Origin of the sequence: Caballeronia sp. INDeC2, from assembly GCF_023631325.1 — a bacterium.
In the GTDB taxonomy this organism is placed as follows: Bacteria; Pseudomonadota; Gammaproteobacteria; order Burkholderiales; family Burkholderiaceae; genus Caballeronia.
In genome coordinates this window covers 33,404-59,626 of record NZ_JALQDG010000031.1, presented here as the reverse complement: position 1 = coordinate 59,626, position 26,223 = coordinate 33,404, and the positions used below count along the sequence as shown (strand labels likewise).

General features: G+C 64.3%; 25 protein-coding genes. 18 read left to right on the top strand and 7 right to left on the bottom strand.

The features are described 5' to 3' along the window. Window positions 1-6: 6 nt before the first annotated feature. From phnL to NCS28_RS20500, 5 genes are all read left to right on the top strand, one after another. Window positions 7-774 carry a phosphonate C-P lyase system protein PhnL gene (gene phnL / locus NCS28_RS20520; protein ID WP_250515606.1) on the top strand — a complete coding sequence of 256 codons (768 nt, stop codon included), beginning with the start codon at window positions 7-9 and terminating at the stop codon, window positions 772-774. Continuing rightward, the gene (locus NCS28_RS20515; RefSeq protein ID WP_250515605.1) at window positions 768-1,901 is read left to right on the top strand and encodes an alpha-D-ribose 1-methylphosphonate 5-triphosphate diphosphatase; all 1,134 of its coding nucleotides are present in this window, start codon (window positions 768-770) and stop codon (window positions 1,899-1,901) included. The genes phnL and NCS28_RS20515 overlap by 7 nt, the downstream gene beginning before the upstream one ends. Window positions 1,902-2,178: 277 nt before the next feature. Then, complete coding sequence (locus NCS28_RS20510; protein ID WP_250515604.1) at window positions 2,179-3,543, top strand: MFS transporter; 1,365 nt, start codon at window positions 2,179-2,181, stop codon at window positions 3,541-3,543. Between the two features lie 249 nt (window positions 3,544-3,792). Then, window positions 3,793-5,331: a methyl-accepting chemotaxis protein gene (locus tag NCS28_RS20505; protein WP_250515603.1), complete on the top strand. Its 1,539-nt coding sequence runs from the start codon at window positions 3,793-3,795 to the stop codon at window positions 5,329-5,331. Window positions 5,332-5,494: 163 nt separating this feature from the next. After that, window positions 5,495-5,773 (top strand): hypothetical protein, encoded by a 279-nt coding sequence (locus NCS28_RS20500; RefSeq protein ID WP_250515602.1) that lies wholly within the window; start codon window positions 5,495-5,497, stop codon window positions 5,771-5,773. Between the two features lie 72 nt (window positions 5,774-5,845). On the opposite strand, the gene NCS28_RS20495 is transcribed toward NCS28_RS20500, so the two are convergent. Beyond that, a complete protein-coding gene (locus NCS28_RS20495) occupies window positions 5,846-6,259 on the bottom strand; it encodes a VOC family protein (RefSeq protein ID WP_250515601.1) in 414 nt (137 codons plus the stop codon). Window positions 6,260-6,374: 115 nt separating this feature from the next. On the opposite strand from NCS28_RS20495, the gene NCS28_RS20490 reads away from it, so the two are divergent. Both NCS28_RS20490 and NCS28_RS20485 read left to right on the top strand, forming a co-directional pair. Further along, window positions 6,375-7,313 (top strand): LysR family transcriptional regulator, encoded by a 939-nt coding sequence (locus NCS28_RS20490; RefSeq protein WP_250515600.1) that lies wholly within the window; start codon window positions 6,375-6,377, stop codon window positions 7,311-7,313. A 36-nt stretch (window positions 7,314-7,349) separates the two neighbouring features. Next, window positions 7,350-8,438 carry an FUSC family protein gene (locus tag NCS28_RS20485; RefSeq protein ID WP_250515599.1) on the top strand — a complete coding sequence of 363 codons (1,089 nt, stop codon included), beginning with the start codon at window positions 7,350-7,352 and terminating at the stop codon, window positions 8,436-8,438. A gap of 442 nt (window positions 8,439-8,880) precedes the next feature. On the opposite strand, the gene NCS28_RS20480 is transcribed toward NCS28_RS20485, so the two are convergent. Then, window positions 8,881-10,830 carry a PAS domain-containing hybrid sensor histidine kinase/response regulator gene (locus NCS28_RS20480; protein ID WP_502801222.1) on the bottom strand — a complete coding sequence of 650 codons (1,950 nt, stop codon included), beginning with the start codon at window positions 10,828-10,830 and terminating at the stop codon, window positions 8,881-8,883. A 370-nt stretch (window positions 10,831-11,200) separates the two neighbouring features. Here NCS28_RS20480 and NCS28_RS20475 point away from each other — a divergent pair, with 370 nt between their 5' ends. Together NCS28_RS20475 and NCS28_RS20470 are read left to right on the top strand one after the other, a co-directional pair. Then, window positions 11,201-11,428 (top strand): hypothetical protein, encoded by a 228-nt coding sequence (locus NCS28_RS20475; protein WP_250515598.1) that lies wholly within the window; start codon window positions 11,201-11,203, stop codon window positions 11,426-11,428. A 220-nt stretch (window positions 11,429-11,648) separates the two neighbouring features. Beyond that, window positions 11,649-11,870 (top strand): hypothetical protein, encoded by a 222-nt coding sequence (locus NCS28_RS20470; RefSeq protein ID WP_250515597.1) that lies wholly within the window; start codon window positions 11,649-11,651, stop codon window positions 11,868-11,870. Window positions 11,871-11,876: 6 nt separating this feature from the next. Here NCS28_RS20470 and NCS28_RS20465 read toward each other — a convergent pair whose 3' ends face one another. Further along, entirely contained in the window at window positions 11,877-12,629 is a 753-nt protein-coding gene (locus NCS28_RS20465; RefSeq protein ID WP_250515596.1) for an AAA family ATPase, read from the bottom strand. 10 nt (window positions 12,630-12,639) lie between these two features. Continuing rightward, window positions 12,640-14,157: an MDR family MFS transporter gene (locus tag NCS28_RS20460; protein WP_250515595.1), complete on the bottom strand. Its 1,518-nt coding sequence runs from the start codon at window positions 14,155-14,157 to the stop codon at window positions 12,640-12,642. 468 nt (window positions 14,158-14,625) lie between these two features. Between NCS28_RS20460 and NCS28_RS20455 the strand changes: the two genes are divergently transcribed. Continuing rightward, the gene (locus NCS28_RS20455) at window positions 14,626-15,975 is read left to right on the top strand and encodes an ATP-binding protein (RefSeq protein WP_250515594.1); all 1,350 of its coding nucleotides are present in this window, start codon (window positions 14,626-14,628) and stop codon (window positions 15,973-15,975) included. A gap of 166 nt (window positions 15,976-16,141) precedes the next feature. After that, window positions 16,142-16,825: a response regulator transcription factor gene (locus NCS28_RS20450; protein ID WP_250515593.1), complete on the top strand. Its 684-nt coding sequence runs from the start codon at window positions 16,142-16,144 to the stop codon at window positions 16,823-16,825. A gap of 45 nt (window positions 16,826-16,870) precedes the next feature. Here NCS28_RS20450 and NCS28_RS20445 read toward each other — a convergent pair whose 3' ends face one another. Beyond that, the gene (locus tag NCS28_RS20445) at window positions 16,871-17,056 is read right to left on the bottom strand and encodes a DUF3563 family protein (protein WP_250515592.1); all 186 of its coding nucleotides are present in this window, start codon (window positions 17,054-17,056) and stop codon (window positions 16,871-16,873) included. A 280-nt stretch (window positions 17,057-17,336) separates the two neighbouring features. Between NCS28_RS20445 and NCS28_RS20440 the strand changes: the two genes are divergently transcribed. From NCS28_RS20440 to NCS28_RS20415, 6 genes are all read left to right on the top strand, one after another. Continuing rightward, entirely contained in the window at window positions 17,337-17,702 is a 366-nt protein-coding gene (locus NCS28_RS20440) for a hypothetical protein (RefSeq protein ID WP_250515591.1), read from the top strand. A 167-nt stretch (window positions 17,703-17,869) separates the two neighbouring features. After that, the gene (dinB, locus tag NCS28_RS20435; protein ID WP_250515590.1) at window positions 17,870-19,048 is read left to right on the top strand and encodes a DNA polymerase IV; all 1,179 of its coding nucleotides are present in this window, start codon (window positions 17,870-17,872) and stop codon (window positions 19,046-19,048) included. A 109-nt stretch (window positions 19,049-19,157) separates the two neighbouring features. Continuing rightward, a complete protein-coding gene (locus tag NCS28_RS20430; RefSeq protein WP_250515589.1) occupies window positions 19,158-20,093 on the top strand; it encodes a TauD/TfdA dioxygenase family protein in 936 nt (311 codons plus the stop codon). 43 nt (window positions 20,094-20,136) lie between these two features. Then, on the top strand, window positions 20,137-21,159 hold the full coding sequence (locus tag NCS28_RS20425) for an ABC transporter substrate-binding protein (RefSeq protein WP_250515588.1): 1,023 nt from the start codon (window positions 20,137-20,139) through the stop codon (window positions 21,157-21,159). 122 nt (window positions 21,160-21,281) lie between these two features. After that, window positions 21,282-22,103 carry an ABC transporter ATP-binding protein gene (locus tag NCS28_RS20420; protein ID WP_250515587.1) on the top strand — a complete coding sequence of 274 codons (822 nt, stop codon included), beginning with the start codon at window positions 21,282-21,284 and terminating at the stop codon, window positions 22,101-22,103. Then, window positions 22,100-22,978 (top strand): ABC transporter permease, encoded by an 879-nt coding sequence (locus tag NCS28_RS20415; RefSeq protein ID WP_250515586.1) that lies wholly within the window; start codon window positions 22,100-22,102, stop codon window positions 22,976-22,978. Before NCS28_RS20420 ends, NCS28_RS20415 begins: the two co-directional genes overlap by 4 nt. A 7-nt stretch (window positions 22,979-22,985) precedes the next feature. Here NCS28_RS20415 and NCS28_RS20410 read toward each other — a convergent pair whose 3' ends face one another. Next, window positions 22,986-23,879 (bottom strand): LysR family transcriptional regulator, encoded by an 894-nt coding sequence (locus NCS28_RS20410; protein WP_250515585.1) that lies wholly within the window; start codon window positions 23,877-23,879, stop codon window positions 22,986-22,988. A gap of 129 nt (window positions 23,880-24,008) precedes the next feature. On the opposite strand from NCS28_RS20410, the gene NCS28_RS20405 reads away from it, so the two are divergent. After that, window positions 24,009-25,013 (top strand): aldo/keto reductase, encoded by a 1,005-nt coding sequence (locus tag NCS28_RS20405; protein WP_250515584.1) that lies wholly within the window; start codon window positions 24,009-24,011, stop codon window positions 25,011-25,013. 4 nt (window positions 25,014-25,017) lie between these two features. On the opposite strand, the gene NCS28_RS20400 is transcribed toward NCS28_RS20405, so the two are convergent. Then, the gene (locus NCS28_RS20400) at window positions 25,018-26,211 is read right to left on the bottom strand and encodes an MFS transporter (RefSeq protein ID WP_250515583.1); all 1,194 of its coding nucleotides are present in this window, start codon (window positions 26,209-26,211) and stop codon (window positions 25,018-25,020) included. Window positions 26,212-26,223 lie beyond the last annotated feature (12 nt).

The following is a 26,223-nucleotide window of genomic DNA, read 5'->3' as shown; positions in this document are numbered from 1 at the left end:
CGAGACATGACCATGAATGCCTTTGTCACGAACGACAAGCTGATGCTGCAGGCCCGCGGCATCGAAAAGACTTTCACGCTGCATCAGCAGGGCGGCGTGCGTATCGCCGCGCTGTCGGGCGTTTCGCTCGATGTCGAACGCGGCGAATGTGTCGTGCTCGCGGGCGCATCCGGTGCAGGCAAGAGCACGTTCCTGCGCTGCATGTACGGCAACTATCTCGCGACGCGCGGCGCCATCGCGATTCGCGACGATAGCCGTGCATCGCGCCATATCGTGCTGACCCAAGCCGCGCCGCACGAGATCATTCGCTTGCGCAATACGACGATGGGCTATGTCAGCCAGTTCCTGCGCGCGATCCCGCGTGTGTCGTCGCTCGATCTCGTCGCGGAGCCGCTCGTGTCGCGCGGCGTCGATGAAGACGAAGCGCGCGAACGCGCGAGCGCATTGCTCGAACGCCTCAACGTGCCGCGACGCCTGTGGGCGCTCGCGCCCGCGACGTTCTCGGGCGGCGAGCAGCAGCGCGTGAACATCGCGCGCGGGCTGATCGCGGCGCATCCGCTCTTGCTGCTCGATGAGCCCACCGCGTCGCTCGATGCCGAAAACCGCGACGTGGTCGCCGATCTGATCGTCGATGCGCGCGGGCAAGGCGCGGCGATCGTGGGCATCTTTCATGACGAGGACACGCGCGAGCGCGTCGCGACCCGCATCGTGCGGCTCGAAAACGCCAGCGCCGCATCCGTTCAAAACGATTCGGGAGTGTTGCAGACATGCTGATCAAGAATGCGCGCATCGTGACGCGCGACGAGGAGTTCACGGGCACCGTGCGTGTCGAGGACGGACGCATCGCGGAGATCGCGCCGGGCAATACGGCGGCGCGCGAAGCCGTGGACTGGGACGGCGATTACATGCTGCCGGGCTTCGTCGAACTGCATACGGACAACATCGAAAAGCATCTCGCGCCGCGTCCGGGCGTGCTGTGGAATCACGAAGCGGCGATCATCGTCCATGATGCGCAGGTGGCGTCCGCAGGGATCACGACCGTGTTCGATGCGCTCGGCGTAGGTTCGCGTCCCGAAGACGGCGTGCGCGGCCGGGAGCTTCAGGTGCAATGCGCGAAGTCGATCGGCAAATTCGTCGAGCGCGATCTTTTGCGCGCGGATCACTTTCTGCATCTGCGTTGCGAAGTGGGCACGACGGATGTCGTCGAAGTATTCGATTCGCTCTCGTCGCATCCGCTTTTCAGGCTCGCGTCGGTGATGGATCACACGCCGGGGCAGCGCCAATGGCAGGACCACGAGAAGTGGCGCAAGTATCAGGAGCGTCACGGCAAATGGAGCGACGAGCACACGAACAAGATCCTCGCCGAACTGGCGGAACATCAGGCGCGTTATGCGGCGAAGCATCGCGCGGATATCGTCGCGCGTTGCAAGGGCTTGAACATTTCGCTCGCGAGCCACGACGACACGCTCGTGGAGCACGTCGAGGAAGCGGCGCGCGACGGCATCGCGCTCGCCGAATTTCCGACGACCTTCGACGCCGCCCGCGCCGCGCGCGAGCACGGCATCGCGACGATCATGGGCGCGCCGAACGTGGTGCGCGGCGGCTCGCATTCGGGCAACGTGTCGGCGCTCGAACTGGCGCGCGAAGGGCTGCTCGATATTCTGTCGTCGGACTACGTGCCGTCGAGTCTGCTGATCGCCGTGTTCGATCTCGTGACCAAGGCGGGCTGGCCGCTGCCGCGCGCGGTCGCGACGGTGTCGTGGGCGCCGGCGCATGCGGCCGGTCTGACCGACCGCGGCGCGATCACGACGGGCCTGCGCGCGGACCTCGTGCGCGTCGCGTCTGTGGACGGCCTGCAGGTTCCGCGCGAAACCTATCGCGCGGGACGGCGCGTAGCCTGACGCGCGGCGCTTCTTTTCCTTCTCCGACAGCCACACGTCAGCGCTTCGTCATACGCGGGTAAGCCCGCGTTGACGAAGCGCAAGCTTCTTCAGTACGCTCACACGCGTGTTCGCTATGTGAATCGCTGTTCGTCTAACGAACATTTCACGCCGATTTCCATGCGACGACCCGGGTCTGCGGCTCGCACGACAACGATAAAAACGCCGGCGGGAAGCGGTTTCAGTTTCAGGATTGCGACCTCGAAAGGCGCGTGTCCATCATAGAAAAGGGAATGAAGTGAGTAGAAGTCCTGCCGTGAACGTACAGACGTTCATCAACGAGCATCCGTTCTCGCCGTTTCAGTGGCTCATCTTCGTGATGTGCTTCGTGATCGTCCTGCTGGATGGTTTCGATACCGCCGCGATCGGTTTCATCGCGCCTTCGCTCGTCAACGAATGGCACATCAGCCGGCCCGCGCTCGCGCCCGTTCTGAGCGCGGCGCTCTTCGGGCTCGCCGCGGGCGCGCTGCTTTCCGGGCCGCTGTCGGACAAGCTCGGCCGCCGCGCGATGCTGCTTTCGTCGGTGCTGCTTTTCGGCGTCGCGTGTCTCGCGTCGTCGTTCGCCGCGGACATCACGCAACTGACGGCGCTGCGTTTCATCACCGGCGTTGGTCTCGGCGCGGCCATGCCGAACGCCGTCACGATGATGAGCGAGTTCTGCCCCGACAACCGCCGCGCAACGCTCATCAATCTGATGTTCTGCGGCTTTCCGCTCGGCGCGGCATTCGGCGGCTTTCTCGCGGCGTGGATGATTCCGCACTTCGGCTGGCGCAGCGTGCTGATGCTCGGCGGCATCGCGCCGCTCGTGTTGTCGGTGCTGCTCATCGCGACGCTGCCGGAATCGGTGCGCTATCTGGTGGCGAAGGCGAAGCCCGTCGAGAAGATTCGCGCGACGCTCGCGCGCATCTCGTCCGACGCGATGCAGGCGGGCTCGTTCTTCATGACCGAAGCCGCGCCCGCCGCGGCGGGGCAGAGCGGCATGAGCGTGGTGCTGTCGCGCTCGTACATCGTCGGCTCGATCATGCTGTGGCTCGCCTACTTCATGGGCCTCGTGATCTTCTACGCGTCGATAAACTGGATGCCGATCCTGCTCAAGGAATCCGGACTGACGCCGCAGAAAGCGACGCTCATCTCCGCGCTGTTCCCGCTCGGCGGCGTCGGCGCGGTGCTGTGCGGCGTGCTGATGGACAAGTTCAACGCGAACCGCATCATCGCGGCATGCTATGCGCTCACCGCCGTGAGCGTGTATATGATCGGCCAGGCCGTGGGCAACGTCGGCATGCTCGTGCTCGTCGTGTTCCTCGCGGGCGTGCTGATGAACACCGCGCAATCGTCGATGCCCGCGCTTGCCGCCGCGTTCTATCCGACGCAGGGCCGCGGCACGGGCGTCGCGTGGATGCTGGGCATCGGGCGCTTCGGCGGCATCGCGGGGTCGTTCCTTGTCGCCGAACTGACGCGCCTGCATTTCACCTTCGGCGGCATCTTCGCGACGATCGCGGTGGCGGGGATCGTCTCGGCGGTCGCGCTCCTCATCAAGCAGGCCGCGCATCCGCAGACGGCGATGGCGAGCGACCTCAAGGCAACGGAGCCGGTCGGGCATTGATCCAGCGCGGTTTTCGTCAGACATAGCGCCTCGCGTGGCTTCGGTCATGCGGGGCGTTTCTCTCTACACGGCCCGCATCGCGGGCTGCTCCGACGCCTCAAGAACGCAATCCGCTTGCCGTTAAGTTGCATACGGCTTTCGATTGCAGGGCCACGTTGCGGCTCTCGACGCAAACGTAAGACGGCCACGATCGCAAGCCGCAAAGCGAGCGCCTGCCCCGGCGCTTTCATCGGCTCCTTCAACCAGATCGTGAAAAAACTATCCTTCAAGACCAAGCTCATGAGCACCGTGGGCTTCGTATGGCTCAGTCTGATTCTTCTATGCGCGCTCAACGCGATCTCCACGAAACACTCGCTGATGCGCAACCGTGAAAACGCGCTTGCCGAACAGGTTCAATCGGCGACGAGCGTCGTCAGGTTCTACGTCAAGCAGGCGCAAAGCGGCGCGCTGCCCGAGGACGAAGCGAAGAAGCTGGCGATCGCCAGCGTGCGCGCGATCCGCTACGGCGCGAGCGGTTATCTCGGTATCCTCGATTCGAAGATGTTTCAGGTGCTCAACCCCGTGCGCCCGGACACGGAAAACAAGATCAACGATTTCGTCGATGCCACCGGCAAGCATTTCACCGGCGAAATCGTCAAGCACGGTCTCGACGGCTCGCATGTCACGACCTATCTCTATCCGAAGCCCGGCGAGACCGAGCCGCTGCAAAAGCTGACCTACGGCGACTACGTGCACGAATGGGACTGGCACGTCTACACGGGCGCATACATCGACGATATCGACGCGGCCTTTCACGCGATCGTGCTGAGGTCGCTCATGCTCATCGGCGTGATCGGCGCGGCGTTGACGCTCGCGATGTCGCTCATCATCCGCGGCGTGCTGAAGAGCATCGGCGGCGATCCGCGCGATGTGTCGATCGTGTGTCAGCGCATCGCGGCGGGCGATCTAGCGCAGTCCGTGCAGGTGAAGCCGGGCGACGATTCGAGCCTCATGCATTCGATGCACGCGATGCAGTCGCGCCTCACGCAGACGATCGCGCAGATCAAGCTCGTCGCGGACGGCATCACGGCGGCGTCGCGCGAAATCGCCGACGGCCATCACGATCTGTCGTCGCGTACCGAAGAGCAGGCGGCTTCGCTCGCGGAAACTGCATCGAGCATGGAAGAGCTCACGTCGACCGTGCGCCTCAATTCCGACAACGCGGGGCAGGCGAGCCAGCTCGCGGCGAGCGCGTCGTCGACGGTCGAAAGCGGCAGCGGCGTCGTGCTCGGCGTCGTCGCGACGATGGACAAGATCGCGGGGAGCTCGGAGAAGATCGTCGATATCATCGGCGTGATCGAAGGCATCGCGTTCCAGACCAACATTCTCGCGTTGAACGCGGCGGTCGAAGCGGCGCGCGCGGGCGAGCATGGGCGCGGCTTCGCGGTGGTCGCATCGGAAGTGCGCGCGCTCGCGCAACGTTGCGCGGCGGCGGCGAAGGACGTGAAGACGCTCATCGACGAATCGGTGACGAACGTCACGGCGGGGCAGGATCTCGCCCAGCAATCCGGCGACACGATGAAGCACATTCTCACGTCGGTCACGCGCGTGAACGACATCATGAACGAGATCTCGTCGGCTTCGTCGCAGCAGACGCAGGGCATCGAGCAGGTCGGCGTCGCGATCACGCAGATGGACGCCGTCACGCAGCAGAACACGGCGCTCGTCGAGCAGGCGACGGCTGCTGCCGCCGCGCTCGCCGTTCAGGCCGAGGAGTTGAAGCGCGCGGTCTCGGTGTTCAGAACCTGAACGCCTTTCATTCGACGGCACTCCGTTTGCGAATCGTCAGACCGTGGCATGTCGCGTGCTGACTCGTATCGTGCGAACCGGCCGCGGCTCCAGGCGTCGCGGCCAGCAGGCAGAACCCGCCGCAAACATCGCATTTCGCAAACAGCCAACAGGAGTGTCCGATATGAAACGTTTCGCCCTTTCCGCCGCTGCCGGCGCTTTCGCTCTCGTGTGTGCCTCCGCTTTCGCGCAGGACAATCCGCCGAGCTCGACCACGGGCTTGCAGGCCGGCGACAACGCGCAAACGACGACGCAGCACGCGCAGTCGAAGTCCCACAAGTCCACGCATTCGAAGAAGATGCAAAAGAGCCCGATGAACGCGGGCCCGTCCGACGCGCCGGGCGGCACGGCGACGCCGAGCGGACCGGGCGCGCCGGTCAGCGCGAGCGGCTCGGGCCAGTGACGCATCAAGCGGGATGACATGACGAACGGGACGCCGCATGGCGTCCCGTTCGCTTTTGGGTCTATCGAAGTCTTACTTCGCGAACAGCGACGACATATCCGCGAACGCCTTGATCTCGACCGCGTTGCCCGACGGATCGAGGAAGAACATCGTCGCCTGTTCGCCGACTTCGCCCTTGAAGCGCACATGCGGCTCGATGACGAAGCGCGTGCCCGCGGCGCGCAGCTTGTCGGCCAGTTCTTCCCATTGCGGGATCGACAGCACGACGCCGAAGTGGCGCAGCGGTACCGCGTCGCCATCGACGGCGCTCGTCGAACCATGTCCGGTTTCTTCGGGCGCGAGATGCGCGACGATCTGATGCCCATAGAAATCGAAATCGACCCAGGCGTCGGAACTGCGGCCTTCCGGGCAGCCGAGCAACTCGCCGTAGAACTCGCGCGCGGCGGCGAGGCTGTGGACGGGGAACGCGAGGTGGAACGGCGGCATGGCGTGACTCCTTGTTCGATATGGGGGGACCAGTGCCCCTCAGTTTATTGATGAATAAACGTGTTGAAAAACGATATATTGAGGGAGTCAGCCCCAATATTTTCGATGAATCGACATGCTGCGCGAACTTCAGACTTTTATCGCGGTGGCGCGCCACGGCACGTTCGCGGGCGCGGGCGCGCATATCGGCCTGACGCAATCGGCGGTGAGTGCGCAGATGCAGCGTCTCGAAGCGCATCTCGGCGTCGCGCTCTTCGACCGCACGGGCCGCTCCGCGACGCTCAACAAGGCAGGCCGGCGCACGCTCGAACTCGCCGACGAACTCATCGCGCTGTACGCGCGTCTCGCCGAACCGGAAGGCGAGGACGGGCGCGGCGGCTCGCTTTCGGTGGGCGCGATCGCGTCGGCGCATGCGGTGCTCTTGCCCGAGGCGATCAGCGCGTTCCGGCGCGTGCTGCCCGCGTGGCGCATCCGGCTCGTGCCGGGCGTGTCGCTCAATCTGCTGGCAAGCGTCGATGCGGGCGAGATGGACATGGCCGTCATCATCCGCCCGCCGTTCTCGCTGCCCGCGGAACTGCGATGGCGTACGCTCGTCGCGGAGCCGTTCGTACTGCTCGCGCCCGCCGCGAAGAAGGACGCTGACTGGCGCGAGCTGATCGAAACGGAGCCGTTCATTCGCTACGACCGGCGCTCGTTCGGCGGCCGGCAGGTCGACACGTTTCTGACGAAGCGCCGCATCGCGGTGCGCGACTCGATCGAAGTGGACGAACTGCCGGGCATCGCACAACTGGTGGCGCGCGGCCTGGGCGTGGCGCTCGTGCCGGTGACGGACGGCATCGGTGCATGGCCGCGTGGCGCGGTGGCGCTCGAGCTCGGCGACGATACGTTTCATCGCGAGATCGGTCTCGTCGAGCGCGCGCGGCGCGTGCGTGCGGACGAGCCGGATGCGGCGACGCGGCTTGCCGGCTGCATCGTCGAGGCGGCGGGACGGGGCGCCGTCAAAACCCCTCTCAAACGCGCACGCGGGCGGAACCCGGCGCGCGGCATCGCCTAGAATGCGTTGCAGACGCGTTTCCTTCGGTGGCTTCTCATGGATGAGCACGAAATCGGCGACAGGCGCGGCGATGCGCACATGCGCCTGGCGCTCGCGTGGCTCGATCAGGTCGATCCGGGCACGCATCGGCGCATCAAGGGTTTGCGGCTCGTCACCGCGTATGGGCTCGCGGCGGCGCTCGGCGCGTTGCAGGACGTGACGCAGAGCGTGCCGCCGGGCGTGTCGGTCGGCGGGCTCGCGGGCGGGTTCGCGCTGTGGGCGAGCGTGTCGGAGGCGCGCACGACGCGTTTCGAATCGAGCCGCGATCTCGCCGTTCTGTGCATCGGCGCGGCGTTCGGCGCGCTGACCTTTGCGCTCTTCGGCCCGACGCTTCGCGAGTTCGGGCGCGGCGGCGCGGAGCTGCTTCTCGTGACGGGCGCGTTTCTCGCGGGCTATCTGAAGCGTTTCGGGCTGACCGGCGCGGGCATCGGCTCACAGCTTTATATCGGCCAGCTTCTCGCTTATGGGATGGATCTCAGGCCCGGCGATTCGGGGGCGATTCTGATCGCGTTGCTGATCGGGATGCTCGCGGCCATCGTGCCGCGCGTGTTGAGCGGGCCGGCGGAGCATCCGGCCGTGCTGCCGGCGCTGGCGTCCGAGCCGGCTTATGGACGGCACGCGATATCGCCCGCGTTCGCGATGGGCTTGCAGGCGGCGTGCGGTGCGCTCGTCGTCGTGGCGCTGAATCGCGCGTTCGGGCTGGCGGAATCCGCGTGGGCGATCACGGCTTGCGTGTATGTCGTTGCGACGTCGGCGGTCGGGACGGCGGAGCGCGTGCGGCGACGCATCTATGGGACGCTCGTCGGGGTGCCGATCGGGATCGTGTGCCTGCCGCTCGCGGAGCACTGGCCGCTCGTCGTGTGGACGCTGTCCGCGTTCGCAATGATTGCCTACGCGATGGCGTTGCCGGAGCGGTATGACGTGGCGTGTGGGGCGTTTGCTTTCGTGCTCATCGTGACGATGGCGGCAAGCGGGGTGCATTCGGTGGAAGTGCTGACGGCGCGGGCTTGGGAGACGCTGCTTGGCGGGACGTTGGGGTTGATGGCGTCGAGGGTTATTTTTCCGTTGAGGTTGGTGAGGGGGTGATGGAGTCGTGGGCGTTGTGCCTGTCGGGGTGGCAGTCGCTTCGACGTTACCTCGAATTCGACTTCGGCTATCTGATCGCCTTAATAACCGGCTTAACGCGAGGATCGTTGCAGAGTCGGTCGCAACCGCCTCCGCAGATCGGATATAGCGTTACACCAAGCTGAGCAATGTTCAGATTCCCTCTCGAATCATGAGCTTCCTTTTCGCTCAGAATGTGCGGCTCAATCCAGAAATTCTCTTCCGGTATGCCAAGCTGAGACAGATAGGCCTTTAGATTTTCGCCTCGTTTCTTCACAAGCTCTTCAGGATTTCTCTCATGAATATAAGCGGCGGGGTGAACGACAGCCCGCTTTTGTGTGTCTTTCGATGAAGCCGCGCTAAGTTGACGCTTGTTGGAGTCAAGCGGTATGCGAGCAGGCGAAGCGCCGCACGGCAACGCTCATCAACCGCCCAACCCCCTCTCCAACAACCCATCCAGCACATCAAAATCCACCGGCTTCACCAAATGCGCATCGAACCCCGCCTGCGCGGAGCGCTCCTTGTCGCTCTCTTGCCCGAACCCCGTCATCGCGACCACCTTCGCGCGCCCGATGAGCCGTTGCGAGCGCAGCGTCCGCAGCACCGCATACCCATCCATATCGGGTAACGCCAGATCGAGCAGAATCAGATCCGGCGGAAAATGCCGGACGACATCGAGGCCTTCCTTGCCGTGATACGCGATACGCACGTCATGCCCCTTCATCTGCAGCAGCATCGCGAGGCTGTCGGCCGAATCCTGGTTGTCGTCGATCACGACGATGCGAAGACCGTCGCCCACGGCGGGCATCGCATTCTGTGCGAGCACGCGATGCGGCCGTGGCGCATCGTCGTCGGATGCATAGGGCAGGCGCACCGTGAAAGTGCTGCCCTGATTCGGGCCGCCGCTCGCCGCGCTGATCGAACCGCCATGCATCTCGACGATCGACCTGCACAACGTAAGCCCGATACCGAGCCCCGCTTCGCCGGGATTCAGATAGTGATCTTCCTGCACGAAAAGATCGAAGATGGACACGAGGCCCTTTTGCGAAATGCCGCGCCCCGTGTCGATCACTTTCAGCAGCAGCGCCGTCGACTCGGGCTCCACTGCGACGGTGATCGTGCTCGCACGCGGCGAGAACTTCGACGCGTTGTTCAACAGATTCTGCACGACCTGCACGAGCCGCGTGCTGTCGCCCACGACATGAACCGGCTCCGGCGGCAGCTTCGTGACCACGCGCTGCATGCGCTCATCGGTGAACGGATGCACGAGCTCGATGCTGCGCGCGACGATATCGCTCACATCCAGGCGCGCCATGCGCAGATCGATCTTGCCCGTGGTGATGCGGCCCATGTCGAGCAGATCGTCGACGAGCCGGCCGAGGTGCGAAGTCTGCCTGTCGATGATGTCGCGGCACGCGGCCACGCGCGGCGGCATGTCCGCTTCCATCTGCATCACGCCGATGGCATTGCGCACCGGCGCGAGCGGATTGCGCAGCTCGTGCGCGAGCGTCGCTAGGAATTCGCTGATGCGCCGCGACGACACTTCGAGTTGCTCCAGGCGCTTGCGCTCGCTCATGTCGCGCGTGACCTTCGCGAAGCCGCGCAGCACGCGATGCTCGTCGTACACCGCCGTGATGACCACGTTCGCCCAGAAGAGCGAGCCGTCCTTGCGCACGCGCCAGCCTTCGTTTTCCACGCGGCCCGTGCGAATCGCGGTCTGTAGTTCGATCTCGGGAACGTTCGCGGCGAGATCCTCGGGGCAATAGAACGTCGAGAAGTGCTTGCCGAGAATCTCCGCCGGCTGATAGCCCTTGATGCGCATCGCGCCCGTATTCCAGCTCGCGATATGCCCGGACGGGTCGAGCATGAAGATCGCGTAGTCGCTCACGCTTTCCACAAGCAGACGAAAGCGCTCTTCCGACAGTCGCAGCTTCTCCTCCTCTGCACGCTTCGTGGTGAGATCGCGCGTGCATTTCGCATAGCCGATGATCTCGCCCTTCGTATTGCGCGCCGCCGTAATGACGACGTTCGCCCAGAACAGCGTGCCGTCCTTGCGTACTCGCCAGCCTTCATCCACGAAGCGGCCGATCGCGTACGCCTGCTTCAGCTCGTATTCGGGCCAGCCGCGCGCCACCGCTTCGGCCGGATAGAAGCGCGACAGATGCTGACCGATGATCTCGTGCGCCTCATACCCCTTGATCTTGCGCGCGCCCGTGTTCCAGCTCGTGATGCGGCCGTTGAGGTCGAGCATGAAAATCGCGCAGTCTTCGATCGCATCGACGAGCGCGTGATACTGCGCGTCGTTCAGCGCGTGTTCGATCGAAGCCGGGCCTGCGATGCCGTGCTGGGGAACGGCTGATCTCGATCTGGTCATGGTCCTGATAGTCGGCGCAGCGGTGAAAGTGATCAATCGCGGTTGCCGGGGTGGACGGCATGTGGACAAAACCGCTAGCCACAGTTTAACTGCTGGCGGCGCCTTGCACCGGCCCGCTGTGAAGCCGTCACGGAACGTTCCTTGCGATCGACGCGGCCGCGGTATCGGTCGCTGTCGAGGACAACATATGAATGCGCAACGCGCTTCATACACGATCGATCGATCCATCCATTCCTATCCTTGCTTTTGAGGGGATTTCAACGCCGCTCCGCCGACGTAGACTGCGTGCACATTTCAGAAGGTCGGTTGCTGGCAGGCAGTGCAATGAGGCCGATTGAAGTGGCTATGTGAAACCCTCAGGAGCACTATCATGACCGGCAATCTCAAAGGCATCATCTTCCTCGCGGCGCTCGCGGGCGCTTCCTATGCCATGGCAAGCGGCTACGGCCCCGCGCCGTATTACTCGCCGATGGACGGCGCGCCCATGTCGCAGCAAGGCATGAACATGCAGACCATCGCGCAGGACGCCCAGCGAGGCAACGACGCGAGCGTCGACAAATCGAAGGAGGACACTCCGCTCATGCAGGCGCAGGACTGAGCGTAGGTGCGTGACTTCGCGTGCCGCCGATCACGCCGGCGGCACGCGTTCGCTCGTGGTCCTGCCGATGCGGCACACCTAATCCGAGCCGTGCTTTTGGAGGGATTTCAAGTCGAGCGCTCGCACGTACACTGCGTGCACATTTCGGAAGGTCGAGCCTGTGGCAGGCAGTGCGAAGAGACCCGTGAAGTGAATCTTGGAACCATTCAGGAGCACTACCATGACAGGAAGACTCATCGGCATCGTTCTCGTTGCGGCGCTGATCGCCGGATGCTATGCGCTCGCGCGCAGCCACGGTCCCATGACGTACTACATGGACGACAACGCGCTGCTCTCGCGCTATCTCGCCGATACGGAAACACTCGCCAGTGATAGTCGGCCCGCAAGCGCAAGCGTCGCGACGGTGAAGCACGAAAGCCCGCTGCTTCAGTCGCAAGACTGAAGACGCTCAGCGCTCGCCTAGCAGCGTGCGTAACATGCGTTCGGGGTTCGTGAGAAACGCGCGCGTCACCTTGAAGTGCTCGGTGTCTTCATAGGCGACGCGCTCGATGCCGTCCGCGGTGAATTGATAGATCCACGCATCGGGGTAAGCCATGAGTATCGGCGAATGCGTGGCGATGACGAACTGCGAATCGTCGTTGACGAGATCGTGGATGCGTGCAAGCGCGGCGAGCTGGCGTTGCGGGGACAGCGCAGCTTCGGGTTCGTCTAGCAGATAAAGCCCTTGTCCGCCGAAGCGCTCCATCAGCAGCGTGAGAAACGATTCGCCGTGCGATTGCTCGTGCAGCGACTTGCCGCCGTATGACGAGATGATGGGCGGGCCGAAGCCGGGTTCGTCGTCGAGTTGTTCGATCTCCGTCGCCACGTTGAAGAAGCTTTCCGCGCGCAAGAAGAAGCCGTCGCGCGGCCGCTTGAAGCCTTTCGCGATCCGCAAATATTCATGCAAGGACGAATGCGACGCGCGCGTGCCGAAGCGAAAGTTCTTCGTGCCGCCTTCGGGATTGAAGCCCATCGAGACGGCGATCGCTTCGAGCAGCGTCGACTTGCCCGAACCGTTTTCGCCGACGAGAAACGTGACCTTCGCATGCGGCTCGAGCGTTTCGAGCGCACGGACGGCGGGCAGCGAGAACGGCCAGGCGTCGAAGGACGGCGCCTTGTCGCGCATGAGCGTGATGCGGCTGATGTACTGGGTCGAGATCATCGCCGATGACTCAATGGAACGCCTGATTCGCCGCGTTTTTCGCGCTGTCCGCGCCGACTTTCTCGACCGTTTCCTTCGCGCGCCCGATCTCGATCTTCGGCATGAACAGCATCGAAACGACAGTGCCGAGCGCGATCACGAACATCGCCGTGAACGTGAGATGCAGCGAGTGATGCAGCACGAGGCGGATCTCGCCATTGGTCGCGAAGTCGCCGGGCACGGAAGAGAGCAGTTGCTTCAACTGATCCGCGTGCACGGGCGGCAGGCCGTCGGTATGCGTGAGGCCGTAGTTCTGCACCGCGCCGAACACGGCCGCGCCGAGCGTGTTGCCGAGATTGCGCGAGAACAGGTTCGATGCGGTCGCGCTGCCACGTTCGTGCGGCTGCACGATTTCCTGAATCAGGATGAGACACGACACGCTCGTGATGCCCATGCCGAAGCCCAGCACCGCCGAGCCGACGCCTGCCCAGATCGCGCTCGATTGCGGACCGAGCAGCACGAACGGCAACGCGCCGAGCGGAATGAACACGGGGCCGATCATCAACAGACGCCGTAGCCCAATGCGGCTGAACGAGCGTGAGGTGAAGGTCGCGCCGCTCGGCCAGCCGATCATCATCATCGTGAGCGCGAGGCCCGCTTCCACCGGCGTGCGATGCATCACGCCCTGCACGTACATCGGCAGGAACGTGGTGAGGCCCATCATCGCCATGCCGGCGAGCAGGGTCGCGACGTTGCTCGCCGCGATCGGCCGATGCGACCACAGTCCGAACGAGATCATCGGATCGGCGGCGCGGCGTTCCTGCACCACGAAGCACACGCTGGCGAGCACCAGCACGGCGATCTCGGTGCCCACGCGCACATTGCTCGCGTGCCCGGCGTCGGTGAGCGTCATCATCAGCGCGGCGACGGCGGCCGCGAAGAAGAGCGCGCCCGCGAGGTCGATCGCCGGACGGTCGTGGCGCTTTTCCTCGTGCAGGAAGAGCGTGAAGAGCAGCGCGGCCAGAATGCCGATCGGCACGTTGATCCAGAAGATCCACGCCCACGAGAACTGGCGGATCAGAAGGCCGCCGACCATCGGTCCGAGCACGGCGGACACCGCCCAGACGCTCGCGAGATAGCCCTGCACCTTGCCACGCTCGCGCGCCGGATAAAGATCGCCGACGACCGTCAGCGCGACGGGCAAAATCGCGCCCGCGCCGACGCCCTGGATCAGCCGGAACACGATCATCGCGGGCATCGACCAGGCGAAGCCCGCGAGCACCGAACCGATCAAAAAGATCGCGATGCCCGCGAGAATGGCCGGCTTGCGCCCGTACAGGTCCGCGAGCTTGCCGAATACCACCGTGAGCGCCGTCTGCGTGAGCAGGAACGACGAGAACACCCAGCTATAGAGATTGAGACCGCCGAGTTGCGTCGCGATTTGCGGCATCGCGGTCGAGACGATGGTGGCTTCGATCGCGACCATGGCCATCGAGGCCATGACCGCTGCAATGACGAGGGGACGAGCGGTTTTTCTGTTCTGTGACATGCGGTGATGGATGGCGAATCGCGCGCGGCGCGAACCGAAGCCGATGCGCGAGAGGCGGGCGATGCTTAAAGATGGAGATGCGGCAGCGACGCTCAGGCTTGCGGATTCCTTGCAGCCGAAGCAATGTCGCCGATGAAGAAGCGCCGGATGCAATGTTATCCCGCCGCGGCAAACGCTGCTCGACGAGGCCCGGTGCGCACCCTCATTCAACGCTAATTCTTCGCGCCTACGCTTCATTACGTGGACGGGCGGCGCGCTTTCCCCCTAGCGCCTTCGGGCGGTTCCACGTTTCTCATAACTCCTCAGCCCTTGGCGTCGGTCTTGACCGGACCGGCGCCTTTTTTCTTCCGGCGCTCACGCGCATCTGTCACGCACATGTCGTCTTTCAGACCGAAATCTGCGGGAATGTCGCCTAGAATCGAACGGACTGGTGAATCGCCCCGTTCCTTTCCGAAGCGTCGGCCCCGAATGATCAAATCACTGAAGAATCAACTCGTCGTCGCGCTCGGGCTACTCGTGAGCATGATCGGCATCGTGCAGGGCGTGAGTTCGTATCAGTTGAGCAAGACAGGCATGGGCGCGCTGCTCGACATGCGCCTCGAACAGGTGGCGGCGCGCATGCGCGACGGCTTCGCCGAAGGCATACCGAAAAATCCCGCGCGCGGCTCGCAGGATGATCGCGATGTCGTCGTCGTCGTTTGGAAGCCCGATGAGGCTTTGCCGTTCCGCACCACCGATCCTTCGCTGCATTTTCCGCGCGACGCGCAAGCGGGTTTCTCCGGCGCCGAAGTCAACGACGAGCACTGGCGCATCTTCACGCGCCAGGAGCCCACCATGACGATTCAGGTCGCGCAGCGCTCGTCCGTGCGCCGCGAGATCACGCAGGAAGCCGCGACGCAAACGCTCTGGCCGATCGCCGTGTTGCTGCCGCTCGTATGGATCGCGGTCGCGCTCGTCGTGCGGCGTTCGCTGCGTCAGTTGAACGAACTCGGCGCCGAGGTGCGGGCCATCGACATGGGTCATCTGCAGCCGCTGTCGACCGTCGGCGTGCCCACGGAGATCGCGCCTTTCATCGATTCGATCAACACGATGATCGAGCGCCTCGCGAGCTCCATCGAAAAGGAGCGCAAGTTCATCGCCGATGCCGCACACGAGCTGCGCACGCCGCTTACCGCGCTTCAGCTTCAGGCCGACAATCTCGCGCCGCATATCGTCGCCGGCAATCAGGAGCGCTTTCAGGAACTGCGCAAGGGCATCGCGCGCAGCGGCAAGCTGATCGCGCAACTGTTGCGGCTCGCGCGCGCCGACGCGCCCGTGAACGGCGCACCGCTCGCGCGCGTGGATCTCGCGGACGTGGTGACGGGCGCCGTCGCCGACGTGCTGCCGATCGCGATCTCGCGCGGCATGGACATCGGCGCGGAAGAAATGGTGAGTGCGCACGTGCGCGCGGTGGAGACGGACATCGGCATGGCGGTAAAGAATCTCGTCTCGAACGCGGTGCGCTATACGCCGGATGGCGGCACCATCGATCTGCGCATGCGGCGCGACGGCGATATGGTCTGGGTCGATGTAGTCGACAACGGTCCCGGCATCGACGAAGCGCTGCTGCCGCGCGTATTCGATCGCTTTTTCCGGGCAAATCCGGACGTGGAGGGCAGCGGACTCGGCTTGTCCATCGTGAAGGCGATCGCCGCGCGCTACGGCGGCGACGTCACGCTGAAAAACCGCGGCGACGGGCACTCGGGCATCGTCGCGTCGATCAGTTTTCCTGTCGAGGAAGTCAGCGAAAACATAGCTGTGCCGGCATTGAACACATAAGCATTTGCGCCCGCTTTTACGCCGATTACAATGCATTCGCTGCGCGGCGCGAAGCGATTATTATCGGTCAGTAAAAGATTCAAAACGACCGGTCGTACGTTTTCTTATCCTTCGGGCCGCATTCCGGGCGTGGCGCGCGCCCTTCTCGCGAAGCGCGGGGTGGAACATGCGAATTCTCCTGATCGAAGACGACGTGCAGATCGGCACGAGCCTCATGCGTGCGCTCAAGGACGCCGACTATGCCGTCGACTGGGTGCGCGACGGCAATGCCGGCCGCGAGGCGCTCGATGCCGCCGAATACACCGTGGTGCTGCTCGATCTCGGCTTGCCGGGCATGACCGGCATCGAGTTGTTGCGGCAGGCGCGCGGTGCCGGCAACGCGACGCCGGTGCTGATTCTCACCGCGCGCGACGATGTCGATACACGCGTTCAGGGCCTCGATCTCGGCGCCGACGACTATCTGCTCAAGCCCTTCAACATGCCCGAGCTGCTTGCGCGCATCCGCGCGGTGCTGCGGCGCAAGGCAGGCTACGCGGTCTCGCGTCTCGGCGACGATTCCATCTGCCTCAATCTCGATCAGCGCACGCTTACTTGCGGGGAGAATTCCGGCGTGCTGTCCGCGCGTGAATTCGCGCTGATGCACGCGCTGCTCGAACGTCCCGGGACGATCTTCTCGCGCGATCAGCTCGAAGACCGTCTTTACGGCTGGGGCAAGGAAGTGGAGAGCAACGCGGTCGACGTGCTGATCCATTCGGTGCGCAAGAAATTCGGTGCGAGCGTGATCCGCAACGTGCGCGGGCTCGGCTGGACCGTGATGCTCGGGCAGGCGGGCCGTGAGGAAACGAAATGACGCACGTTGCATCGGCGGCGCGGCTCATGGCTCATGGCTCACGGCTCATGGCCGGTCGTGAGGCCGCCCGAGCGCGCCGCAAAAGTACATGCTGTAATCGTGATCCTGCGTTTCGACCTGGCGCATGCGGCGTTCGAGATCGGCGAGATCGCTCGATGAAGCGAGGTATTCGTCGCTGGCATCGCGATTGAAGAAAAGGCTGCCCAGCGATTTCGAAAAACGTTCAAACATGATGTGCTCCCGTCGTTGAAAGAAGGCCGATGAGTGGGCCGACGAAAGCAGGTTATGCCCGGCGAATTAGAGAAAAATGAGAGCGCCTTTAATGGCCGGTTGCGCTCTTCGCATGACGAAGCGTTCGCCAACGCACCGTGAATCGGAACGCATCGCTGGCAGGCACCGCCGCGTCGCACCATCCCGTGCTATCGTGCTTTTTATACGGGTTACATGCGGGTTTCGATGTGAAACGCCGTGTGTCATCCGCGTTCGTCGATCGTCTCTCGTGAAGGCCGCCATGAACGATGTGTCTCGTATCCTCAGTGCCCGCGACCGCGTCGAGTTGCTCTGCTGGCTTACGTGCGGCAGTCTCGGCGCGTATTACCTGAATGGCGACTGGCCCGCGGCCTCGTTTCACGTGCAGGCCGCGCACAAATGGCTCGACCGGCATCAGCGGCTCGCCGACTGGCTCACGGTCGCGAAGCTCGCCGCCATCGCACGGCAGATCGCCACGCAGCATTGCGCAATGCTCGAAGCGGACTGGGCGCGCGACGCCGTCGAGGAAATCCTCGACAGCGAAGACCTCAACTATCAGTCGGATGTCGTTCGGCAGGTTTTCGACGATTGCCGCCGCGCACTGGCCGAAAAGCGCACGCCGGAATGACGCGGCACCCCGGCGCACGGGGAGGGCTCTAGCGCGAATCACTGTATGGATGTACAGTAAGCCACTTTTATTGCCTGGCGGCACTGTCTCAGCATGTTCGGTGCGTTCGTTCCTGCCGTTTTCGCCTTGGGCGCGTCCCGCTGCGCAGCGACGTTCTGATCGCCGCAATGGACACGCCGTCTTCCGCGTCCCCGCCGCGCCGCATCGCGCATCTCGACATGGACGCGTTCTTCGCATCGGTCGAACTTTTGCGCTATCCGGAGCTGCGCGGCATGCCGGTCGTGGTCGGCGGCGGCCGCAGCGCCACGCCCGAGACGCTCCCCGACGGCTCGCGCCGCTTCAGACGCCTGCGCGACTATGCGGGCCGCGGCGTCGTGACCACGTCCACGTACGAGGCGCGCAAGTTCGGCGTTTTTTCGGCGATGGGCATGATGAAGGCCGCGCAGCTCGCGCCCGACGCGATCCTCCTGCCGACCGATTTCGAGTCCTATCGCCATTACTCGCGCCTGTTCAAGGCGGCCGTCGCGACGTTCACATCGCAGATCGAGAACCGCGGCATCGACGAGATTTATATCGATGTCAGCGATCTGCCCGGCGAGCCCGCCGATATCGGCCAGCGGATGAAGGACGCCGTGCGCGACGCGACCGGACTCACGTGCTCTATTTGCATCGCGCCGAACAAGCTGCTCGCGAAGATCGGCTCCGAGCTCGACAAGCCGGACGGCCTCACCATCCTCACGATGGACGACCTGCCGACGCGCATCTGGCCGCTCGCCGCGCGCAAGGTGAACGGCATTGGCCCGAAGGCGAGCGAAAAGCTCGCGGCGCTCGGCATCGTGACCGTGGGCGATATCGCCGCCGCCGATCCCGGGTTTTTGCAGACGCACTTCGGCGGCACCTACGCCGCGTGGCTCGCGCGCATCGCACAGGGACAGGACGAGCGGCCCGTCGTCGTGAGCTCGACGCCCAAGTCGATGAGTCGCGAGACCACGTTCGAGCGCGACTTTCATCCGAAGCAGGATCGCGCGACGCTCTCGGTGGAATTCACGGGCCTGTGCACCCGCGTCGCCGAAGACTTGCAGCGCAAGGGCTATGTCGGGCGCACAGTAGGCATCAAACTGCGTTTCGACGACTTCCGCACCGTGACGCGCGATCTGACCGTGCCGGTGGCGACGGCCGATCCCGTCGAGATCCGCCGCGCCGCGACCGAGTGCCTGAAGCGCATCGTGCTCGATCGCCGGATCAGGCTGCTGGGCGTTCGCGTGAGCGCGCTCGCCGGGCGCGATGAAAGCGGTTTCGTCGAGCCGGTGCAGGTCGAATTGCCTTTCGACGCCGCAGGCGAGTGAGCGCCTGCGCCTCCCACGCTTTATCGCATCGGTGCATAACCTAAGCTCGGATCCTTCGTTGTCCGCCGGATCGCCGCGCGTTAGATTGAAAACTTCCCCGAAGTTATCGATGGCTATCGATTCGACCGTGACGATACAGACCGACCTCAATCCTGCTCTCGCTTCACTCGCCACATCCGACGAAGCCGCCGATCAATCCATCGAGATTCGCCAGTTCGACGCGCCGCTCGGCGCCGAAGTGATCGGGCTCGATCTGTCGAAGCCGCTGTCGAAAGCCGATTTCGCGCGCATTCATCGCGCGCACCTGGATCATCACGTACTCGTGTTTCGCGATCAGCGCATCACGCCCGACGAGCAGGTCGCGTTCAGCAAGCGCTTCGGCCCGTTGCAGATTCACGTGCTGCATCAGTTCGCGCTCGCGGGCCACCCGGAAGTGCTGATCGTCTCGAACATCGTCGAGAGCGGCAAGCCGATCGGCCTCGGCGATGCGGGCCATTTCTGGCATTCCGATCTCTCGTACAAGGACAAGCCGAGTCTCGGGTCGCTCTTGCATGCGCAGGAATTGCCCGCGGTCGGCGGCGATACGCTCTTCGCGAATCAGCATCTCGCGTGGGACACGCTGCCCGCGCATCTTCGCGATGCGATCGAAGGCCGTGCCGCCGAACATACCTATCTCGCCAAATACGCCGAGCTGCAGCAGCGCAGTCCGTGGCGGCCCAATCTGTCGGCGGAGCAGATCGCGCAGGTCAAGCCGGTCACGCATCCTATCGTGCGCACGCATCCGGAGACCGGTCGCCGCGCGCTCTTCGTCAGCGAGCATTTCACGACGCGCGTGATCGGCCTGCCCGAGGACGAAAGCCGCGCGCTGCTCGCGGACCTGTTCGCGCACAGCACAAGGCCCGAGTTCATCTATCGCCATCAATGGCGCGAGCGCGACATGGTGTTCTGGGACAATCGCTCGGTCATGCATCTCGCGGCCGGCACGCCGGACGATCAGCGCCGCAAGCTGTATCGCACGACCATCGAAGGCGACGCGCCTTTCTAGCCTTTCCAATTACGAATATCGCTTGATTCACGGGGTTTTTTCGATGCATTCTCGATCAGGGAAGGGCGCTTTGCGCACCTTCGTCGCCGCGCTCGCGGTCTCGCTCGGCATTACAACGGCGAGCGCGCATGCCGAAGGTACATTGCGCATCGCCGAGCAGTTCGGCGTCGTGTATCTGCTGCTCAATGTCGCGCGCGATCAGAAGTTCATCGAGCAGGAAGGCAAGAAAGAAGGCCTCGATATCAAGGTCGACTGGGCCAAGCTCTCGGGCGGTTCGAGCGTGAACGATGCGCTCTTGTCCGGTTCGGTCGATATCGCGGCGGCGGGCGTCGGTCCCTTGCTGACGATCTGGGATCGCACGCACGGACGGCAGAACGTGAAGGGCGTCGCGTCGCTCGGCAATTTTCCGTATTACCTCGTATCGAACGATCCGCGCGTGAAGACCATCGCCGATTTCAGCGACAAGGACCGCATCGCGGTGCCGGCGGTCGGCGTGTCGGTGCAGTCGCGCATCCTGCAATACGCGGCGGCGAAGCAGTGGGGCGACAAGCAATTCGACCGCCTCGACAAGCTCACGCAGGCCGTGCCGCATCCCGATGCGACTGCCGCGATCATCGCGGGCGGCACGGAGATCAACGCGCACTTCGGCAATCCGCCGTTTCAGCAGCAGGAACTCGCGGGCAATCCGAAGGCGCATATCGTGCTCAATTCATACGATGTGCTCGGCGGCCCGAGTTCCGCGACCGTGCTCTACGCGACCGAGAAATTCCGCAACGAGAATCCGAAGACGTATCGCGCGTTCGTCGCCGGTCTCGCCGATGCCGCGCGCTACATCACACAGCATCCCGAACAGGCCGCCGATATCTATCTGCGCGTGAACAACGCGAAAATCGATCGCGATCTGCTCATCAAGGTGATCAAGGATCCGTCGGTGCAATTCAAGGTCGCGCCGCAAAACACGCTCGCGCTCGCGCAGTTCATGCATCGCGTCGGCGCGATCAAGAACGAGCCGAAGTCGTGGCAGGACTACTTCTTCAGCGATCCGGCGACGAAGGACGGAAGCTGAACAAGCGCGTTTGTCGGGCTTATCGCGCTTATCGGCGAGCGCGAATTCGATATGCGCATTGATTGGTTCGCGTGAGACGCGCGCGCCGGTATCGTGTTCGTTTGCAATCCAGCAGGCAGATCATGGCCGCCAATCCCCAGGCGCTTTATTCGCAGGAAGCCGATAGTCAGGCTTCCGTGAGCGGCAAGCTCCTCAGCGCGAAGAACGTGACGCTCGAATATTGCACGCCGGAGCGTCTCGTGCGTGCGACGCACGATGTCAGCTTCGATGTGTACGGCGCCGATCGCTTCGTGCTGCTCGGGCCATCGGGCTGCGGTAAATCGACCTTGCTCAAGGCCGTCGCGGGTTTCATCGAGCCTGTGGCGGGCAGCATCGAAATCGGCGGCGAGCGCGTGCGCGGGCCGGGCGCGGATCGCATCGTCGTGTTCCAGGAATTCGATCAATTGCCGCCGTGGAAGACGGTCCTGCAGAACGTGGCCTTTCCGTTGCGCGTCGCGCGCAAGCTCGGCCGCGCCGAGGCACGCGAGCGCGCGCTGCATTATCTCGACAAGGTCGGCCTTGCCAAATTCGCCGACGCCTATCCGCACACGCTATCGGGCGGCATGAAGCAGCGCGTCGCCATTGCGCGCGCGCTCGCGATGCAACCGCGCGTGCTCCTGATGGACGAGCCTTTCGCCGCGCTCGACGCACTCACGCGCCGCCGCATGCAGGAAGAGCTTTTGCGCCTGTGGAGCGACGAGCGCTTCACGTTGCTGTTCGTCACGCATTCGATCGAGGAAGCGCTCATCGTCGGCAATCGTATTCTGCTGTTGACGCCGCATCCGGGGCGCGTGCGCGCCGAACTGAACAGTCATCAATACACGCAGGAAAGCATGGGTCGCGGGGAGTTTCAGCAAAGCGTCGCGCGCATTCATCGTCTGCTGTTCGAAGAGGACGCGCAATGAGCACGCCGCAACTGACCGCGCCCCCCGTGCGGCCCGAGTACGAAGTCACGCCCACTGCGCTCGCCGGCGTCGAACATGAAGCGCCGCTGCCGCTTGCGAAGCGGCTCGTGGATCGCGCGTGGCTGCGCAAGTCGATCATCGCGCTCGTGTTGATCGCGATATGGGAAATCGCCGCGCGCGCCGTCGATAACGATCTCCTGTTGCCGACCTTCACCGCGACCTTCGTCGCATTCGTGCAGGGCATCGCCTCGGGCGAACTGATCGAGAAAGTCGGCATTTCGATGTCGGTATTGCTGCGCGGCTACGCGCTCGGCGCGGCGCTCGCGTTCGTGCTGACGTCGCTCGCGGTATCGACGCGCATCGGCCGCGACATTCTCTCGATGCTCACCGCAATGTTCAATCCGCTGCCGTCCATCGCATTGCTGCCGCTCGCGTTGTTGTGGTTCGGCCTCGGAACCGGAAGCCTGCTGTTCGTGCTCGTGCATTCGGTGTTGTGGCCGCTCGCGCTCAACACCTATTCCGGATTCCAGGCGGTGCCTTCGACCTTGCGCATGACGGGCCGCAACTATGGCCTGACCGGCATGCGTCATGTGATGCTGATCCTCGTGCCCGCCGCGATGCCGTCGATTCTCGCGGGGCTGCGCGTCGGCTGGGCGTTCGCGTGGCGCACGCTGATCGCGGCGGAACTCGTGTTCGGCGCGAGCTCGGGCAAGGGCGGCCTCGGCTGGTACATCTTCCAGAACCGCAACGAGCTCTATACGGACCGCGTGTTTGCCGGGCTTGCTGCGGTCATCGTGATCGGGCTTGCGGTCGAGCATCTCGTGTTCGATACCGTCGAGCGCGTGACAGTGCGTCGCTGGGGCGTGCAGCAGTAAGCTGCGATCAGGCTTCGTCGCGAATGAAGTCGATGAACGCGCGCAGCGGCCCCGGCATGTGCGCGCGGCTCGGGTAGTAAAGGCGCGGGCCCGTGAAGCTCTGCCACCACGGTTTGAGCACCGGCACGAGCACGCCGCTGTCGATGGCCTCGCGCACGAATTCGTCGAACGTATAGACGAGACCCAGTCCGGCGACGGCCGCGCTTCTGCTGATCTCGATCGACGACGTGACGAGCGGACCTTGCGGCGCGATGCGAATCACTTCCTTCCCTCGCATGAACTCCCACACCGCCAGCACGCCGCTGTCGAAGCGATGCCCGATGCACGCGTGATTCACCAGATCGTGCGGATGCTTCGGCTCGCCACGCGCGTCGAGATAAGACGGCGACGCGACCGCGACGAAGCGTTGCCTGCGCGGCCCGATAGGCACCGCGATCATGTCGCGCTCGATGCGCTCGTCGTAGCGAATGCCCGCATCGAAACCGGCGGCGAGCACGTCGATGAACGTATCGCTCGCGCTGATTTCCAGCTTGATGCCCGGATGCGCCGTCAGAAAGCGCGCGACGATGGGCGGCAGTATTTCGCGCGAGACGATGCGCGGCACGTTGAGGCGCAGCGTGCCGGTCGGGCTGTCGCGAAAGCCGTTGACGGCATCGAGCGCGCCCGCGATGTCCGCGAATGCGGGCGCAAGGCGTTCGATCAGCCGTTCGCCTGCCTCGGTCGGCGTGACGCTGCGCGTCGTGCGATTCAGAAGGCGCACGCCCAGCCGTGTTTCGAGCCTTCGGATCGCCTCGCTCAGCGACGACGCCGACACGCCGCGCAGCAGCGCCGCCTGCCTGAAGCCGCGCGAGCGCGCGACGGCCAGAAACGCGTGAAGGTCCGACAGATCGGGTTCGCTCATGACTCGCTCATTGTTCGCCCAGGCGCACAGCCCATTCGCATTGAGGCGGATTATCGCACGCGTGTTTTGCTCTCATAATCCTCTCCATCGCCCGCATTGGCGGCGCACGTCCTACAGGAGAGAACCATCATGGAACAACGCAGACTCGGCAAGACCGGACCGCAATCGTCGGCCATCGGGCTCGGATGCATGGGCATGTCGGGCATGTACGGGCCATCGGATCGCGCGGAAAGCATCGCGACGATTCACGCGGCGCTCGAAGCGGGCGTGACGCTGCTCGACACCGGAGACTTCTACGGCATGGGCCACAACGAGATGCTGATCGGCGAGGCGCTGAAGAGTGCGCCGCCTTCGCGCCGCGATTCGGCGATCCTCAGCGTCAAGTTCGGCGGCATGCGCGATCCGGCCGGCAATTTCATCGGGTTCGACGGCCGTCCCGTCGCCGTGAAGAATTCACTCGCTTACACGTTGCAGCGGCTTCGCGTCGATCATATCGACATCTATCGCCCCGCGCGGCTCGATGCGAACGTGCCTGTCGAAGACACCGTCGGCGCCGTCGCCGACATGATCGACGCGGGCTATGTGCGTCACGTCGGGCTGTCGGAAGTGGGTGCGCAGACGATCCGCAAGGCCGCCGCCGTGCGTCCGGTGTGCGATCTGCAGATCGAGTATTCGCTGATCTCGCGCGGCATCGAGGACGCGATCCTTCCGGCGTGCCGGGAGCTCGGCATCGGCATCACGGCGTATGGCGTGCTCTCGCGCGGGCTCATCAGCGGACACTGGAGCAAAGACGCTGCGCAATCTGGCGACTGGCGCGCGAACAGTCCGCGCTTTCAGCAGGGCAATGTCGAACGCAATCTCGCGCTCGTCGATGCGTTGCGCACGATCGCCGATGCGAAGGCCGTGAGCGTCGCGCAGATCGCGATTGCATGGGTGCTGGCGCAGGGCGATGACATCGTTCCCGTGATCGGCGCGCGCCGCCGCGATCGCCTGACGGAATCGCTCGGCGCGCTCGACGTGACGCTCACGAAGGATGAATTCGCCGCGATCGAAGCGGCGGTGCCGAAGGGCGCGGCGGCGGGCGATCGCTACGAGGCCGTGCAGATGGCGCACCTCGACAGCGAGAAAAAGTAAGCGCTCATCGCGCGCGCAGAAACACCCACGCATTGAACGCGGCGCCGGCGAACATCAGCACGCTCGTCATCGCGAAGACGGAGTGCATGCCCGAGTGCGCGGCGATGAAGCCGCCCGCGAGCGGTCCCGTCACCTGCCCGATGTATTGCGCCGATGTCGCGTAGCCGAGGATGTATCCGGCTGCGTGATCGGGCACGTTGTGACGCACGACGCTCGTGATCGCGGGCAAGAGGCCGCCCAATGCGAGGCCCATCAGAAAGCGCAGCGCGACGAGCTGCGTGCCGTCGGTGACGAACATCTGCGGAATCAGCAGCACGCCGCAAACCGTGAGACACGCGACGATTACCTTCGGCGCGCCGATGCGATCCGCGAGCCGTCCGATGCGCGGCGCGGCGAGAACGCTGCCGAGCGCGGCGGCGGACATCACGAAGCCCGCGACGAGCGTGACCTGCTTCGGGTCATGCACGAGCTGCGACACGTACACCGTGATGATCGGTTCGATCGACATGTTCGCGAACATGAGCAGCATCGCGCTCGCGAGCATCGCGATGACGGGCGTGAGGAGCGGCACGTCGCGCCAGCCGCCGCGCGGACTCGTTTTCGCATGATCCGGCGCGCGGCGCTCTTCCTTGACGAGCAGCGTCGTCATGATGAACGAGCAGAAGATGAGGCCGCCCGCGAGAAAGAACGTCGCGCGTATGCCGATGAGCCCCGGCAGCAGCCCGCCGACGAGCGGCCCGACGAGATTGCCCGCCATCATGCCCGCCGCGTGCGTGCCGAGCGCCCATGCGGTGCGGTGCTTCGGCGTCTGCGTCGCGATCATCACGATGGCGCCGCTCGCATAGCCGCCGACGAGCCCCGCGAGAAAGCGCATCGCGACGAGTTGCCAGACCGTCTGCACGACGCCGAGCAGCGACATGGTGATCGCCATGCCGAGGCTCGCGCGAATCAGAATCGGCTTGCGGCCGTAGCGGTCGGCGAGACGTCCCCATAGCGGCGCGACGAGCCCGGCCGCGAGAAAGGTCGCACCGAACGCGATGCCGGACCATTGCACCGACGCTTCCACCGATGTCGCGCCGAGTTGCTGCACGTAGAGCGGCAGGAAGGGCAGGAGCAGCGTCATCGCCATGATGGTGGTGAACGAGCCGAATACGCAGACGTAGAGATTGCGCTGCCAGTGAACGGAGCCTTCGGACATGGATGCAAGGAG

Excerpts from the sequence above, each read along its gene's own strand:
- NCS28_RS20425 (WP_250515588.1), top strand. The coding sequence starts at position 20,137 with ATGCATTCTCGATCAGGGAAGGGCGCTTTGCGCACCTTCGTCGCCGCG.
- NCS28_RS20455 (WP_250515594.1), top strand. The coding sequence starts at position 14,626 with ATGATCAAATCACTGAAGAATCAACTCGTCGTCGCGCTCGGGCTACTC.
- NCS28_RS20450 (WP_250515593.1), top strand. The coding sequence starts at position 16,142 with ATGCGAATTCTCCTGATCGAAGACGACGTGCAGATCGGCACGAGCCTC.
- NCS28_RS20445 (WP_250515592.1), bottom strand. The coding sequence starts at position 17,056 with ATGTTTGAACGTTTTTCGAAATCGCTGGGCAGCCTTTTCTTCAATCGC.
- NCS28_RS20480 (WP_502801222.1), bottom strand. The coding sequence starts at position 10,830 with ATGACCAGATCGAGATCAGCCGTTCCCCAGCACGGCATCGCAGGCCCG.
- NCS28_RS20500 (WP_250515602.1), top strand. The coding sequence starts at position 5,495 with ATGAAACGTTTCGCCCTTTCCGCCGCTGCCGGCGCTTTCGCTCTCGTG.
- NCS28_RS20495 (WP_250515601.1), bottom strand. The coding sequence starts at position 6,259 with ATGCCGCCGTTCCACCTCGCGTTCCCCGTCCACAGCCTCGCCGCCGCG.
- NCS28_RS20465 (WP_250515596.1), bottom strand. The coding sequence starts at position 12,629 with ATGATCTCGACCCAGTACATCAGCCGCATCACGCTCATGCGCGACAAG.
- NCS28_RS20415 (WP_250515586.1), top strand. The coding sequence starts at position 22,100 with ATGAGCACGCCGCAACTGACCGCGCCCCCCGTGCGGCCCGAGTACGAA.
- NCS28_RS20485 (WP_250515599.1), top strand. The coding sequence starts at position 7,350 with ATGGATGAGCACGAAATCGGCGACAGGCGCGGCGATGCGCACATGCGC.
- NCS28_RS20490 (WP_250515600.1), top strand. The coding sequence starts at position 6,375 with ATGCTGCGCGAACTTCAGACTTTTATCGCGGTGGCGCGCCACGGCACG.
- NCS28_RS20475 (WP_250515598.1), top strand. The coding sequence starts at position 11,201 with ATGACCGGCAATCTCAAAGGCATCATCTTCCTCGCGGCGCTCGCGGGC.
- NCS28_RS20430 (WP_250515589.1), top strand. The coding sequence starts at position 19,158 with ATGGCTATCGATTCGACCGTGACGATACAGACCGACCTCAATCCTGCT.
- NCS28_RS20405 (WP_250515584.1), top strand. The coding sequence starts at position 24,009 with ATGGAACAACGCAGACTCGGCAAGACCGGACCGCAATCGTCGGCCATC.
- NCS28_RS20400 (WP_250515583.1), bottom strand. The coding sequence starts at position 26,211 with ATGTCCGAAGGCTCCGTTCACTGGCAGCGCAATCTCTACGTCTGCGTA.
- phnL (WP_250515606.1), top strand. The coding sequence starts at position 7 with ATGACCATGAATGCCTTTGTCACGAACGACAAGCTGATGCTGCAGGCC.
- NCS28_RS20410 (WP_250515585.1), bottom strand. The coding sequence starts at position 23,879 with ATGAGCGAACCCGATCTGTCGGACCTTCACGCGTTTCTGGCCGTCGCG.
- dinB (WP_250515590.1), top strand. The coding sequence starts at position 17,870 with ATGGACACGCCGTCTTCCGCGTCCCCGCCGCGCCGCATCGCGCATCTC.
- NCS28_RS20420 (WP_250515587.1), top strand. The coding sequence starts at position 21,282 with ATGGCCGCCAATCCCCAGGCGCTTTATTCGCAGGAAGCCGATAGTCAG.
- NCS28_RS20515 (WP_250515605.1), top strand. The coding sequence starts at position 768 with ATGCTGATCAAGAATGCGCGCATCGTGACGCGCGACGAGGAGTTCACG.
- NCS28_RS20470 (WP_250515597.1), top strand. The coding sequence starts at position 11,649 with ATGACAGGAAGACTCATCGGCATCGTTCTCGTTGCGGCGCTGATCGCC.
- NCS28_RS20460 (WP_250515595.1), bottom strand. The coding sequence starts at position 14,157 with ATGTCACAGAACAGAAAAACCGCTCGTCCCCTCGTCATTGCAGCGGTC.
- NCS28_RS20440 (WP_250515591.1), top strand. The coding sequence starts at position 17,337 with ATGAACGATGTGTCTCGTATCCTCAGTGCCCGCGACCGCGTCGAGTTG.